This is a genomic window from Mesorhizobium loti CJ3sym (assembly GCF_000472785.1).
Taxonomy (GTDB): Bacteria; Pseudomonadota; Alphaproteobacteria; order Rhizobiales; family Rhizobiaceae; genus Mesorhizobium; species Mesorhizobium loti_E.
Genome location: NZ_AXAL01000017.1, coordinates 158921 through 171847, shown reverse-complemented (window position 1 = coordinate 171847; position 12927 = coordinate 158921). Strand labels below are relative to the sequence as shown.

Sequence of the window (12927 nt, the reverse complement as noted above, 5' to 3'; positions counted from 1 at the left end):
TCGCCTGTATCCCGTCCAAAGCCAACCGCAATCTGCCGATCCCGCACGACACCTTGCTCTACAAAAGCCGCCATAAGATCGAGAACATGTTTGGCAGGCTCAAGGACTGGCGGCGCATCCACACACGCTATGACCGCTGCGCCCACACCTTCATGTCCGCGATCTGCATCGCTGCAACCGTAATCTTCTGGCTCTGATCAATGAGTCCTGAGCCTAGATCATGCGGGAGAGCACTTCGTCTCGTTTGACTATATGATGCCAAACGACCGCGGCCAGGTGCAACGAAAGCGCGGCGAAAAAGACATAGGCGCCGTAGTGATGAGCCGTCGCCAGCAAGCGCCCGACATGTCGATTTTCGGGTAAGAGATTCGGCCAGTTGAACAGTCCGAACCACGGCAAGCTGCGCCCTTCGGACGCCGAAGTGACATAGCCGGACACCGGCATCGCCGCCATCAACAGATAGAGCGTGCCGTGCACCATGTGGGACGCCAGCCGTTCATGCCGTGGAGGCGCGATCGTCCGAGGCGGCTCCCCCAGCATCGCGCGCAGCGGTATGCGAAGCACGATGAGCACCAGAGCCGTCATCCCGAGCGATTTGTGGATGTCCAGCAAGAACTGCCGTTCGGCAGATCCGGGTACGAGATAGGAGCAGTAAAGTCCGAGCGCCAAAGCCGCGATTATGACTAGTGCCATGAGCCAATGTACGAGCCGTTGTACCCAGTGGTATCGGATCGGCAGGTTCGCGATGGCCTCGATAGACGCTGGGCTCATCTGCTTGTTTCCCTTGTCGATGGCGTCTTTCGCCGCGGCCTGTGGCTCTCGGCAGCCAAGCGTTCCGGTGATTCAGGAGAGGGAATTAGCGTTAAGCAGTCCGCCGCACGAGTTAATATTCTGTATGAAACGCCAGGGCCGGCGGCCCCCATGGCGCCGCGTGCCTTTCGCGTCGTTTTCGAGTTGGTCTCGAACACCGCGCCTTTGATGGTGGTGAATTGCTCTCGCTCCGAGGTGGCCAGGAAAGGGCTCTCACCTGGCCAGGTCCCACTCCTGAAAGCAGTGCTTGATCGCTTTCAAGGAAGGCAGCTGCAGCTTTGGCAGATCGAGTTGCTCGAACATCGCCTGGTATTTCTGGCGGTTCTTCGGCGTGGTCACGGCGATGTGGTGGATCATGTCCCATTTGATGCTGTCGCGCCCGCCCGCCAAAGCGCCGCGCCGCTCTTTCTCGAACAGGGTTCGCCTGAGATAACGCAGCAGACTGGCCGGCGTGGAGATGTCCAGCAGGATCAGTCCCGTCGCCCGCTGGAACCGTTGCGGCATGCAGATCGAGTAGTTTCCGTCCATCACCCAGCGCTCACCGGCGATCGCTGCGTCATGCAAGGCGATGAATTCGGACTTGGGACGCGGTTCCCAGTCGGTGTTGGGCAGATGGTAAAGCAGATCGAGGTGGACGGGCTCCAGGCCACGCTTGCGGGCAATCGCGTCGGCCAGGGTCGACTTGCCGCTGTTGGAAGGCCCGAGGATGCATATGCGGTTTCCAAGATCCGAAAGATTCATCCGATGTTGCCCGTACAAGGATGCAGCTTGGCGCCAACAAGTTTCTGGAGCGGCCTGTCTTAGCCAGGCAGGGTGAACTTCTTCTGCTTGTCCGGCTTGCCGCAGTCGCGGCGCTCGATCGACCGATTCATGGCATCGATCTCGCCTGACGCCTTGTCGCTGTCGCGCTGCGCCTTGGAACGCATGTCGGGCGTGAACGGGCCGAAACCCATCGCCGGATTGTTGAAGGCCGGTTTCGCGGTCACCGGAAGGTTGTTCTGCTGCGCCAACCCATTGCGCTGCGCCAGCAATTGATCGCATGGAATCGTGTCGTATTGCAGCGAGGACTCTACGTTGGCGTCCTGCCGCTCGGACATCGAATTGCCCACGCAGCCGGCGGTTGCCAGGCAAGAGGCCAAGATCATCATGTTCCAGCGCATCTGATATGCTCCCTCCTGATATCCCGCGCGCCCCGTTTTACCCGCGCACGCGAATCGGGCTTTTTCGCAGCAGATGCTTAGCAGAGACTGGCGGGACCATACCCCTTTTGGGGGCAGGAAGGATCGCCGCATTGGCCCGATTGTGAACGCTTCAGGCTGCGTGGACTTTGCCGGCCACAACGACCAGCCCGTCGACCGGTTCCCGACGATCCTGCCGGATCACGGTTGTTTCCAAGGATAGGATCGAAAACCCGTTGGCGGCCAGGATTTCACGCACATAGGCTTCCGAATGAGCGTAGCGGCGCGATGGCTGCAACAAGAAGTCGCCACTGCCACCCAACCTCTCGACGGAAAAGGCGAACAGACCATCCCCGGCAAGCAAGCCGGCAATCGTCTTCAAAATGCCGTCGAGCGCGCCGACATAGATGAAGACGTCGGCCACTGTCACCAGCTCGGCTTTCGGGCCGGCATAGGAAAAATCCCGCAGATCGGCCTTGCCCAGGAAATCGTAGACGCCCTTGGTCCGCGCCTGCTTCAGCATTCCAGTCGAAATGTCATAGCCTTCCAGCCGGTCGGCAATCGGCCGCAGCCTCTGCCCCATCAGGCCGGTGCCGCAGCCGAGATCGAGCGCCAGCGGGAAGCGACCTGGCCTTGCCGTTCGAATGGCTTGATCCAGCAACTCAGGCAGCCGGTAACCCAGCCTGTCGACCAGTGATTCATCGAAGCTCTCGGCATAGTGGTCGAACAGTGTCTCGACGAAAGCGCTGGGGAGCGCGTCGGACGCCGGCGCCTTGCCGATCAATTGCAGGTTCAGCGCAGCACCCTGACGATCCGTCGGATCGAGTTGCAGCGACACCGTCCATGCCTGCGCGGCCAGATCCGAAGCACCCGCCGCCTGCTGCATTTCGCCAAGGCGGAACCAGCCCATCGCCCATTGCGGGGTGAGTTCCAGAGCACTGAGCAGCAATTCCGCCGCCGCCGCGTGATCGCCATCGGCATGCAGCATCTCGGCATAGTCGGCGCGGCGATCGGCGTTCAAGTCACCGGACGAGGCCTGGAGCGGTTTCATGGCGATGGGTCCTGCCGGCGGATGGAGCCGACGGTGCTGTATGCGGGTGTCAGCAGTCTCTGACAACAGGCTTCCCGCCGCGGAATTATATCCTATCTTGGCATAATGCGCGCCAGCGACCTGCTTCATCCCCGGCCCGAGGGCCTCTATTGCCCGCCGGGCGACTTCTTCATCGACCCGGTGCGGCCGGTGAACCGGGCGCTGATCACGCACGGCCATTCCGACCATGCGCGTTCCGGCCACCGCTCGGTGCTGGCGACGCAGCAGACGCTCGACATTATGGGTCTGCGCTATGGCGAGGATTTTGCCGGGACGACTCAAGCAGCACGCCTCGGCGAGACCATCGCCCTCGACGGCGTCAGTGTCAGCTTCCATCCGGCCGGCCATGTGCTGGGCTCGGCGCAGATATCGGTCGAACATCAGGGCATGCGCATCGTCGCCTCCGGCGACTACAAGAGGCGCAGGGATGCGACCTGCGCGCCGTTCGAGCCGATCCGCTGTGACGTGTTCATCACCGAGGCGACCTTCGGCCTGCCGGTGTTTCGCCATCCACCGGATACGGAAGAGATCGCCCGCCTGCTGAAATCGGCGGCGCAGTTTCCCGAACGCTCGCATCTGGTCGGCGCCTATGCGCTGGGCAAGGCGCAGCGGGTGATGCGGCTGTTGCGCGACGCCGGCTATGACAAGCCGCTCTACATCCATGGCGCGCTGGCCAGGCTCAGCGAGTACTATCAGAGCCAGGGCATCGATCTGGGGATACTCGAACCAGCGACGGTGGAGGGCGGCAAGCAAGATTTCGCCGGCGCCATCGTGGTAGGCCCGCCATCAGCCTTCGCCGACCGCTGGGCGCGGCGCTTTCCCGACCCGATCTCGTGCTTCGCGTCGGGCTGGATGCGCATCCGCCAGCGCGCCAAGCAAGGCGGCGTCGAGCTGCCGCTGATCATCTCGGACCATGCCGACTGGGACGAACTCACGACCACCATCAAGGAGACCGGGGCCGAGGAGATCTGGGTGACGCATGGCCGCGAGGAAGCGCTGGTGCGCTGGTGCGAACTGGAAGGCATCGCAGCAAGGCCGCTGCATCTGGTGGGGTACGAGGACGAGGGCGATTGATGGCATGAACCGCTTCGCCGAACTTCTCGACCGGCTGGTGCTGACGCCGTCGCGCAACGGCAAACTGACGCTGCTGGTCGACTATTTCCGCTCCGTGGAAGATCCGGATCGCGGCCTGACGCTGGCCGCCATCACCGGCGATCTCAATATCGCCGCGGTCAAGCCGGCGATGCTGCGCACGCTGGTCACCGAGCGCATGGACCCGGTGCTGTTTGGCTATTCCTACGACTATGTCGGCGATCTCGCCGAGACGGTGTCGCTGGTCTGGCCGCAAACGCCGGGAAATATCCCGAACCGCGAGCCGACGCTCAGCGAGGTCGTCGCAAAACTGCAGGCGGCAAGCCGCTCCGACGGACCGAAGGTGCTGGCGGGGTTGCTTGACAGTGCCGGCATCTCGTCGCGCTTTGCCATCATCAAGCTGGTCACCGGCGGCCTGCGCATCGGTGTCTCGGCGCGGCTCGCCAAACAGGCGCTGGCGGATTTCGGCAAGGTCGATGTCGCCGAGATCGAGGAACTCTGGCACGGGCTGTCACCGCCCTATGCGGCGCTGTTCGCATGGCTGGAAGGCAAGGCCGACAAACCCCGGAATACGGCATTGGCGCTGTTCAGGCCGGTGATGCTGTCGAACCCGGTTGGCGACGGCGATCTCGAAAAACTCGATCCGGCGGATTATGCCGCCGAGTGGAAATGGGACGGCATCCGCGTCCAGGCGGTGGCGGAAGGTGACATCCGCCGTCTCTATTCGCGCACCGGCGACGACGTCTCCGGCGCCTTTCCCGACCTCGCCGACGCGATGAATTTTTCCGCAACGCTGGACGGCGAATTGCTCGTCGGCGATCCGCGAGAGGCGACAAGAAGCTTCTCCGACCTACAGCAGCGGCTGAATCGCAAGACGGTGACACCCAAGATGCAGCAGCAATATCCGGCCTTCATGCGCTGCTACGACCTGCTGCAGATCGGTGACGAGGATTTGCGCGCGCTCTCTTTCCGCGAGCGGCGTGGCCGCCTCGAAGCCTTCATGAAAACGCTCGACCCCGGCCGCTTCGACCTGTCGCCCTTCGTCACCTTCACGGGCTGGCAGGCGCTGGAGGCGCTGCGCCGCGCGCCACCGCATCCGATCATCGAAGGCGTGATGCTGAAGCGCTGGGATTCGCCCTACGTCGCCGGCCGGCCGAAAGGACCCTGGTTCAAGTGGAAGCGCGATCCGCACACGGTGGACGCCGTGCTGATGTATGCCCAGCGCGGCCACGGCAAGCGCTCGAGCTTTTACTCCGACTACACGTTCGGGGTCTGGTCCGGGCCTGAGGGCGAGGAGGAACTGGTGCCGGTCGGCAAGGCCTATTTCGGCTTCACCGACGAGGAGCTGAAGCAGATCGACAAATATGTCCGGGACAACACGGTCGAACGCTTTGGGCCGGTGCGTTCGGTACGGGCGGACCGCGACAATGGCCTGGTGCTGGAAGTCGCCTTTGAGGGGCTCAACCGCTCGACCCGGCACAAATCCGGCGTCGCCATGCGCTTTCCCCGCATTTCACGGCTGCGCTGGGACAAGCCGGCCAAAGAGGCCGACCGCATCGAGACGCTGCAGGCGCTGCTCGACCGCTAGACGCCCGAGGCGGACGTCCTTACGGCTCGATCGAGACGCGAATCTCGTAGATGTTGACCGCCTTGCCCTGCTTGTCGAAATCGGAATTGACGGCGATGGTTCCCGCCGAACCCGGATGCTTGTCTGGGAATTGCACGTCGAACAGATATTCGTTGCGCTGCTGGCCGACCGCGTAGCGCTTGCGGCCGCAATCGCCGAGTTCACCAAAATTGCAGTCGACGGAGATCTGCGTGTCCTTGCCGTCCTCGGCACGGGCGATGATATCGAACACGGCGTGCTTGCCGGCGAGCTTCTCCAGCACGCCCTGCCCGACATCGAAAGCGACCGCCGAACCGGAGGGGCCGGACTGGATGCGCAGGAACGGCCCGCCGTCGTCCTTCATCACCTCGGCCTTGGCATCCGACGGCGCGGCGACATGTGTCGGGTCGGTCGGTGAAAACACATTGATCCAGTCGCGCGACTGGTCCGCCGCACCGGGCTTGGCCGGCGCGTTGGCGCCGTCGGCCGGCGTGAAATCGTCGCCTTCGACGGTTGGCGGCGCCTCCGGCGGTGCCGTGTCGAGCTGCGCCGCTGTCTTGAACACGCCGGTCTGTATGGCGAAGAACACGCCGATGCCGATCGCCGCAAGCAGCGTCACCGTCAAGAAGATGGCGGTCAGCGGCAGGCGGCGTCCGCGAATGCGGCGCTCATCGCGATCGGGGGCCACTTCGCTCGCAACTCCCGTGGCGGCAGGCGTGGACATGTCGATCGCCGGCGCACCGGGGAGGGTCGCGTCCGGCATGATGTCGGGAACGACCGGCAGCACGCGCGAGCGCGCCGCGTCGGATGCGGGTTGCCCGGGTCCGTCGACAGCGACAGCGGGCGATGGCGTCTTCTGACCGATCTCGATCGCGGGCGCCGCAGTGGCCGAAGACCCGGCCGCCGGTGAATCGACCTGCGGGCCGCCATCCGGCACCGCCGGCAGGAACTCGGATTCGATTTCGGTGATTTTCTCCTGGATCGACTTGCGGCGCTTGATGGCGACTTCCACGGTCACACCGGGATTGGCCTGGAGCGCACGGTCGAGCGCGGCAAAGGCCGACCGATAGACCCTCTCGCGGAACGCGCGGTCCTCGGCATTGCCCTTCTCCATGGCGTTCCGGATCGCTTTTTCGATCGCGTCCAAGCGAAGTCCCTCTGCAAATTCCCCAACTTCCCTGATGGTTAGCGGTAGGCGACCAATCAATCAACGGGCGGGCGGCGCATTCTGCCTCGACGGGCCGTCCAAAGTCCATCTTGGCGATGTTCCGGCAAACAAAATCGGGCTACGTCGGCGATTCCAGCCCGCAGAGACGCGCAACCCCCCGGTTTCGATCGCGGCGAACGCTCATGCATGATTTGCCAAGTCGCATCTTGAATTCGTGGCCGGTTGAGTCTATCACCCAGCCCATCTTGGAGGCTCTGGCCTCCCGGGCCGCTTTAGCTCAGTTGGTAGAGCACCGCATTCGTAATGCGGGGGTCAGGTGTTCGAGTCACCTAAGCGGCACCAGAATTCTTAAGGCTTTGCCGACCCGAGTGATCCACCTTCCTCATCGATTGCCTCGGCGATGTATTCCCTGAGGTCACCGACCTCCTCTTGAATGTCCTCAGCCGCGATGCCTTGGTTCTTCGCATCGGCGATGCACTGGCTGGCCAGTTCCTGCGCGACGTCAACGCCAGCCGGGACCAGGGTCGGCTGTTCGACAACGTGTTCTTCGATCCAATCTCCGACGAAATGCGCGGCTCGGTTGACGATGAGGTCGGCGTCTTCGGAAAGGTCCGCCTCGGTCTTCAGATCATCCTTGGTCAACGCCTTCATGGGACTCACCTCAAAATGGACTTGGCTGCAACGTTCACGGGCCGCCAAAAGATGCATCGGGCTGGCGAAAAATCACCGTCTCTCGTGTCGGGCTCTCAATTCCGAGGGTGCCAACACTGCATCGCGGGGAACAGTTCGTCCTTTCGCAGCGTTACAGGGCACGCTTTGGATATCTTTCCGAGCAAGGAGCGGGGCTATGACGGGCGAGGCATCCAGCACTCCAGTCGAAATTGAGTAAGGAGCGCCGCGTGGCTTCGAAGGCGACAAGGAGCCCGCAGCCGACCGGCATGCGATCCTCGTTGATCGACGCAGAAGCGGTCAGTCGCGCCGCGTCAACGACGCAGGACGACAAGGCGACCCTGCGGTCGGAGCACGGAGATCGTGGGCGCGACGCGGCCTGGCCGTCACAAATCCCGGCACTCGGCTGGAAAGATATCTTCTGGCGGCTTTGGGAAGAATTCAACAAGGACCGCGTCCTGCTGGTCGCTGCCGGGGCCACCTTCTACCTGCTGTTGGCGCTGTTCCCAGCGCTCGCCGCATTCATCTCGATATACGGCTTTGTCGCGGATCCGGTCACGGTTGCCGACCATGTCGCCTATCTCAGCGGATTGCTGCCGTCGGGCGGGCTCGACCTCATTCGCGATCAGTTGCAGGCCCTGGCCAGGCAGAAATCCGGCACTCTCGGCACCGGTTTCTTTGTTGGCCTCGGCATAGCGCTGTGGAGCGCCAACAGCGGGATGAAGGCGCTTTTCGATGCCATGAACATCGCCTATGAGGAGCGCGAGAAACGCAGTTTCATAATGCTCAACCTGAGGTCGATCCTGTTTACGGTCGGAGCGCTGCTGATCGGTATGGTGATGTTGCTGACGGTGGGCGTGGTTCCAGCGCTTTTGCGCTTCTTCTACCTTGATGCCTGGAAGGAGACGCTTGTCGCGGTATCGAGATGGCCGATCCTGGTCGGCGCCATGCTGACCGGCATTTCCCTGCTCTATCGCTTCGGGCCGAGCCGCGAACACGCGAAATGGCGATGGCTGAGTTGGGGCGCCTTGATTGCGACGGTGGCGTGGATTGCGGCTTCCTGGCTGTTCTCGTTCTACCTGCAGCATTTTGCCAACTACAACGCCACATATGGGTCGCTTGGCGCCGTTGTCGGCCTGATGATGTGGACATGGATTTCGGTCATCATCCTCATCGCCGGCGCGGCAATCAATGCCGAGATGGAGCATCAGACGGCAGTCGATTCGACCACCGGCCCGGCCCGGCCGATGGGCAAGCGCGGCGCTGTCGTTGCCGACACGTTGGGCAAGATCGCGGATTGATGTGTTACTGCACAACAGTCCGTACGAACGGCTGCTGCAGCGTCCCGCGCATGGCGCTGCTGCAATGCGGATAATGCGTGCAGCTTGACTCCTCATCCAACGCACAGCGATATGCACGATGCCAGACGGGGTTGGTCAGTTTGCAAAAGTCGTGTTTCTTCTTCGCTGCGGACAGCAACTACTTCCCGTATGCCTGCCTCGCGGCACTGCGCGTAACCAATGTCTCTGCCCCGATCGACGGGTTCATCCTGCAGATGGGCGTCGGCCGCGACGATCTCGAAATCGCGCGAAAGCTGCTTGGTGACCGGATCAGCTTTATCGACGTTTCAACGTACCTGTCCGACTTCGCCGCAAAGAATGGCAGGCTTGGGCTTTCCGCCTACATTCGCCTTTTTACCGACGAATTGCCTGAGTTCGCGTCCTATGACCGCATTGTCTATGTGGACTGCGATATCCTTTTCAACCGCTCGATCACGGATTTGGCCGACACCGGACTGAAGGCGCCGCTTCTCGCCGCACATGATATTCCGTCCTATTTCGATATGACCTATCGGCGAAGGCTGCCCTTGCGGCCGGGTGCCCCCAAGTTCAATTCCGGCGTGCTGGTGTTCAACATGCCGTTGGTGCGAAGCGGTGGCTTTTTGGCCAGCTCCCGGCGATTTGCCGTCGACCATCCCGAGCTCTGCCAGGCCTTCGATCAGGATGCCCTGAATGTTGCCTTTGAAGGGCAATGGCAAACCATGCACCCTACCTGGAATGTCATGACCAATTTCAGTGGTCAGATTCCCTTCCGTCAGGCCTGTGCCAGGCATTTCAGCTGGGGAAAGCCATGGTCGGACAAGCCTCTTGGTGTCGAGCCGGAAGCCTTGGCTATTTATCGCGGGTTGGCGAAGGGGACGCCATGGTCACCTCGCTTCGACCGGCATGCCTGTCATGTCGGGAATTTCATCAAGCGGTTCGGCCGGACGTTCGATCCGTTGATCGGCTTTCTGACCAAGGACGAAAAGCTGAAACGGCGATCGCGTTTCGATGCCATCAAGACCAATGATTTGTTCGCATCCCATGCGGATCAGGAACTCCTGGCCGTGCAGTATCCGGAGAAGGCGGCGGGCTATACCTAATAGCGCGCGTTCAAGGCCGGCAAATCATATCCGGCATTGTCGAGACCGGGGTTTGGTGGGACACTCCCTGGCCTCAGCACGGGAGGTCCAAAATGCCCAACACTTTCAAGACCGGAGACGTCGTCAAGCTGAAGTCGGGAGGCCCGAAGATGACGGTCAGCGATGGCGCCGCTTCGGGCATGTATCTCTGCCACTGGTTCAACAAGGATGGCGACGTGTGGACCCCGCAGCATGCGGGCTTCAAGTCGGAACAGTTGGTAGCCGCCGACCAATCGACGTAAATCGGGGCGATCGACCCAGGCGACCGACGGATTTCCCCCGTTGCGGCGTTTAACGGTTGAAGCGTGACCATGGCAAAGGCTGTGGCCAACGCGCCAACCGGAGATGCCGAAGCATGAAATACCGTTTGATCCTTGCCGCTGCCTTGAGCCTGCTGACCGTCGCGGCTCTCGCCCAGACAGCGACACAGCCTCCGGTCACCACGCCTCCCGCTGCCACGCCTCTTGGCGCCACGCCCCCCGCCGCTGCCGCGCCAGAAGCCAAGTCGGAACTCACGCTGGCCAAGTTCCAGAAGCGGCGGGAGAGGGCGATCATGGCCGCCGACACGGACGGCGACGGCAAGATCAGCCTCTTGGAGTGGGAGGCCTCTCGGGCCAAACTTGACGCCAAGGGTGACCCCGCCAAATCCTTCGCGCGCATCGATTCGAACCATGACGGCTTCATCGATCGCGCCGAACTGGATGCCTTTTTCGCCAAGCGCTTCGCCAAGCTGGACAAGAATGGCGATGGCGTGCTGACGCCGGACGAGATGCCAAGCCACAAATCCGCTCTCAAGCCGGCGCAATGACCAAGAGGCTATGACGCGCAATGGATATCGGGAGTGCGCCAGCCGATGAGCGCCGATCCGGACGAGGAGCTTGTTCGTCGGGTCGGTGCTGGCGATCCCGCGGCGGTGCAGGCGCTGGTCGCGCGCAAGCTGCCGCGCATCCTTTCGCTTGCCGTGCGCATGTTGGGCGACGCGGCGGAGGCCGAGGACGTCGCGCAGGAAACCTTTGTGCGTATCTGGCGTCATGCCTCGAGCTGGCGGCGCGGCAATGCGCGCTTCGACAGCTGGATCCACCGGGTGACACTCAATTTGTGCTACGACCGGCTGCGCCGGCGCCGCGAATGGGTGACAGACGAATTGCCGGAAATGGTCGACCCTGCCCCGCTTCCCGACGCCGGCGAAGAGCCGCATCGGATCGAGCAGGCCTTGCAGGCAATCGCGCCGCGCCAACGCGAGGCGATCATCCTGGTCTACTATCAGGAGATGTCCAACATAGAGGCGGCCGCAACGCTCGAGATCAGCGTCGATGCGCTGGAGAGCCTGCTTTCGCGCGGCCGGCGGGCCTTGCAGATGATCCTGGCCAAGGACGGCGTCCGTGACTGAGAAGAGCGCGACCATCAATGCCAGCCATTCATCGCGCCTTGCAAGCGCCGGCTGGGGGCCGGTTTGTCGCGTTTCCAAACCGCGTGGGCACGCGGAACCAATGGGCAAGGGGAAGACAAATGGCTGAGGATACTGAAGACGGACCGGCAATGGACGCCAGGCGTTTCGCGGCGCTCGCCGAAGCCTATGGCGGCGATTTGCGGCGCTGGCCGGAAGCGGAGCGTAAAGCTGCCACGACCTTTGCTTCAGACGAGGCGGGCCAGGCCATCTTGAAGCAAGCCGGCAGGCTTGACACCCAGCTCGACAGCCACAAAGTCCCACATCCCGGCAAGGCGCTGCATGACACGATCCTGCGCGTCGCCGACCGGCACCTCGTCCAGCGCCGGCGACAGCGGTTCTGGTGGCTGGGCCTGGGACTTGCCGGTGTTGGCCTGGCCGGCGCCATCGCCGGACTGGCCCTGGTGACCGTCGTCACGCCCGAGGTTCAGCCCGACCACTATGTGCTCGATGCCAATGCGACGGCGTTCGGCGATGCCGGACCCGAGGCCGACACGATCGAGGAAGACCTATGAGCACAGGCCGTAACCTCGTCATCGCGTCGGTGGTGCTGAATGTCTTCCTGGCCGGTGCGCTTGCCGGCGGGGCTGTCTGGATAAGAAGCGGCAAATCGGGCCAGGGCTATTCGCTGGAAGCGGCCGGCGGCAGGCTTCCCGACCAGCAGCGCATGCTGTTCCGCAAGGCACTGCGCGAAATCCGCCGCGAGTCGCGCGACATCATCCTCGACGGCCAGCAGGCCAGGCGCGAGGCGGCCGATTTGCTGCGCCAGCCCGTCCTTGACACCGCAGCCCTGTCGGCGGCGCTGGAGCGGGCCCGCAACGCCGACATCACGGTGCGCACGAGGCTGGAGCAGCGCATCATAGAGTTCGCGGCGGCAGGTTCCGCCGACGATCGGAACGTGCTGGCGGAGGGGCTCGCAAGACGCGGCGGGACGCAGCCATCGACGACGCCAAAAAAATCGCCCTGACGACCGACGGAAAATGCCGACGGGGCCCGTTTAACAAATGAAGGGCAGAACCTGCCGGACCATCTGGCACCGACAGGTTTTCAATCTCGGACAACTTCGGAGCATGGTCATGAACTATCTGACAAAATACGCGATCACCGCCGCTCTCGCGGTGACCGGAACGGTTGCTACGGTTGCGGCATCCTCGGCAATGCCACTGGCGCCGCTTGCCGGCCCGGCTCTGGTCGAGCACGTCGCCTGGGGTTGCGGGCCTGGCTGGCATCCCAATCACTGGGGCCGCTGTGTCCCCAACCGTGTGGTGGTCTACCCGCACTATTACTATGGGCCCGGCCCCGCCTTCTACGTCTGGCATCCGCATCACCACTGGCATCGCTGGCATCACTGGTAAGGGCTACAGGGCCGGCCACGCCGGCCCCCACGACCCCAGTTGAACAAGCAC

General features: G+C 62.8%; 17 protein-coding genes and 1 tRNA gene. 12 read left to right on the top strand and 6 right to left on the bottom strand.

The features are described from left to right. Positions 1 to 197: transposase (locus tag A3A9_RS0123350; RefSeq protein WP_027058433.1), on the top strand; the 197-nt coding region annotated here is incomplete at its 5' end. Between the two features lie 16 nt (positions 198 to 213). Here A3A9_RS0123350 and A3A9_RS0123345 read toward each other — a convergent pair. The 4 genes from A3A9_RS0123345 to A3A9_RS0123330 all read right to left on the bottom strand — a co-directional run bounded on the left by A3A9_RS0123345 (position 214) and on the right by A3A9_RS0123330 (position 3039). Then, positions 214 to 771, bottom strand: coding sequence for a cytochrome b (locus A3A9_RS0123345; protein ID WP_033838745.1), 558 nt, complete (start codon positions 769 to 771; stop codon positions 214 to 216). A 252-nt stretch (positions 772 to 1023) separates the two neighbouring features. After that, on the bottom strand, positions 1024 to 1551 hold the full coding sequence (locus A3A9_RS0123340) for an ATPase AAA (RefSeq protein WP_027060945.1): 528 nt from the start codon (positions 1549 to 1551) through the stop codon (positions 1024 to 1026). 59 nt (positions 1552 to 1610) lie between these two features. Continuing rightward, on the bottom strand, positions 1611 to 2102 hold the full coding sequence (locus A3A9_RS0123335) for a hypothetical protein (protein ID WP_245279105.1): 492 nt from the start codon (positions 2100 to 2102) through the stop codon (positions 1611 to 1613). 19 nt (positions 2103 to 2121) lie between these two features. After that, positions 2122 to 3039: a class I SAM-dependent DNA methyltransferase gene (locus A3A9_RS0123330; RefSeq protein WP_027060943.1), complete on the bottom strand. Its 918-nt coding sequence runs from the start codon at positions 3037 to 3039 to the stop codon at positions 2122 to 2124. Positions 3040 to 3144: 105 nt separating this feature from the next. Between A3A9_RS0123330 and A3A9_RS0123325 the strand changes: the two genes are divergently transcribed. Both A3A9_RS0123325 and A3A9_RS0123320 read left to right on the top strand, forming a co-directional pair. Then, positions 3145 to 4152, top strand: a complete 1008-nt coding sequence (locus A3A9_RS0123325; protein WP_027060942.1) for a ligase-associated DNA damage response exonuclease — start codon at positions 3145 to 3147, stop codon at positions 4150 to 4152. Between the two features lie 4 nt (positions 4153 to 4156). Next, the gene (locus A3A9_RS0123320; RefSeq protein WP_027060941.1) at positions 4157 to 5758 is read left to right on the top strand and encodes a cisplatin damage response ATP-dependent DNA ligase; all 1602 of its coding nucleotides are present in this window, start codon (positions 4157 to 4159) and stop codon (positions 5756 to 5758) included. A gap of 19 nt (positions 5759 to 5777) precedes the next feature. Here A3A9_RS0123320 and A3A9_RS0123315 read toward each other — a convergent pair whose 3' ends face one another. Next, complete coding sequence (locus tag A3A9_RS0123315; protein WP_027060940.1) at positions 5778 to 6923, bottom strand: hypothetical protein; 1146 nt, start codon at positions 6921 to 6923, stop codon at positions 5778 to 5780. A 287-nt stretch (positions 6924 to 7210) separates the two neighbouring features. On the opposite strand from A3A9_RS0123315, the gene A3A9_RS0123310 reads away from it, so the two are divergent. Then, positions 7211 to 7286 (top strand) — tRNA-Thr (locus A3A9_RS0123310). Between the two features lie 6 nt (positions 7287 to 7292). Here the strand turns inward: A3A9_RS0123310 and A3A9_RS0123305 are convergent. Further along, the gene (locus A3A9_RS0123305; RefSeq protein WP_245279104.1) at positions 7293 to 7652 is read right to left on the bottom strand and encodes a hypothetical protein; all 360 of its coding nucleotides are present in this window, start codon (positions 7650 to 7652) and stop codon (positions 7293 to 7295) included. Positions 7653 to 7882: 230 nt separating this feature from the next. Between A3A9_RS0123305 and A3A9_RS0123300 the strand changes: the two genes are divergently transcribed. From A3A9_RS0123300 to A3A9_RS0123265, 8 genes are all read left to right on the top strand, one after another. Then, entirely contained in the window at positions 7883 to 8914 is a 1032-nt protein-coding gene (locus A3A9_RS0123300; RefSeq protein WP_033838752.1) for a YihY/virulence factor BrkB family protein, read from the top strand. A gap of 77 nt (positions 8915 to 8991) precedes the next feature. Further along, positions 8992 to 10035: a glycosyltransferase family 8 protein gene (locus tag A3A9_RS41850; protein WP_082222185.1), complete on the top strand. Its 1044-nt coding sequence runs from the start codon at positions 8992 to 8994 to the stop codon at positions 10033 to 10035. A gap of 92 nt (positions 10036 to 10127) precedes the next feature. Next, positions 10128 to 10316 carry a YodC family protein gene (locus tag A3A9_RS0123290; protein WP_027032923.1) on the top strand — a complete coding sequence of 63 codons (189 nt, stop codon included), beginning with the start codon at positions 10128 to 10130 and terminating at the stop codon, positions 10314 to 10316. Positions 10317 to 10429: 113 nt separating this feature from the next. Next, the gene (locus A3A9_RS0123285; RefSeq protein WP_027060936.1) at positions 10430 to 10882 is read left to right on the top strand and encodes an EF-hand domain-containing protein; all 453 of its coding nucleotides are present in this window, start codon (positions 10430 to 10432) and stop codon (positions 10880 to 10882) included. Between the two features lie 45 nt (positions 10883 to 10927). Next, on the top strand, positions 10928 to 11464 hold the full coding sequence (locus A3A9_RS0123280; RefSeq protein ID WP_082222184.1) for an RNA polymerase sigma factor: 537 nt from the start codon (positions 10928 to 10930) through the stop codon (positions 11462 to 11464). A gap of 119 nt (positions 11465 to 11583) precedes the next feature. Continuing rightward, positions 11584 to 12036, top strand: a complete 453-nt coding sequence (locus tag A3A9_RS0123275) for a hypothetical protein (protein WP_027060934.1) — start codon at positions 11584 to 11586, stop codon at positions 12034 to 12036. After that, positions 12033 to 12488: a periplasmic heavy metal sensor gene (locus tag A3A9_RS0123270; RefSeq protein WP_027060933.1), complete on the top strand. Its 456-nt coding sequence runs from the start codon at positions 12033 to 12035 to the stop codon at positions 12486 to 12488. The genes A3A9_RS0123275 and A3A9_RS0123270 overlap by 4 nt, the downstream gene beginning before the upstream one ends. Before the next feature lie 109 nt (positions 12489 to 12597). Beyond that, on the top strand, positions 12598 to 12876 hold the full coding sequence (locus tag A3A9_RS0123265) for a GCG_CRPN prefix-to-repeats domain-containing protein (protein WP_032926672.1): 279 nt from the start codon (positions 12598 to 12600) through the stop codon (positions 12874 to 12876). Positions 12877 to 12927 lie beyond the last annotated feature (51 nt).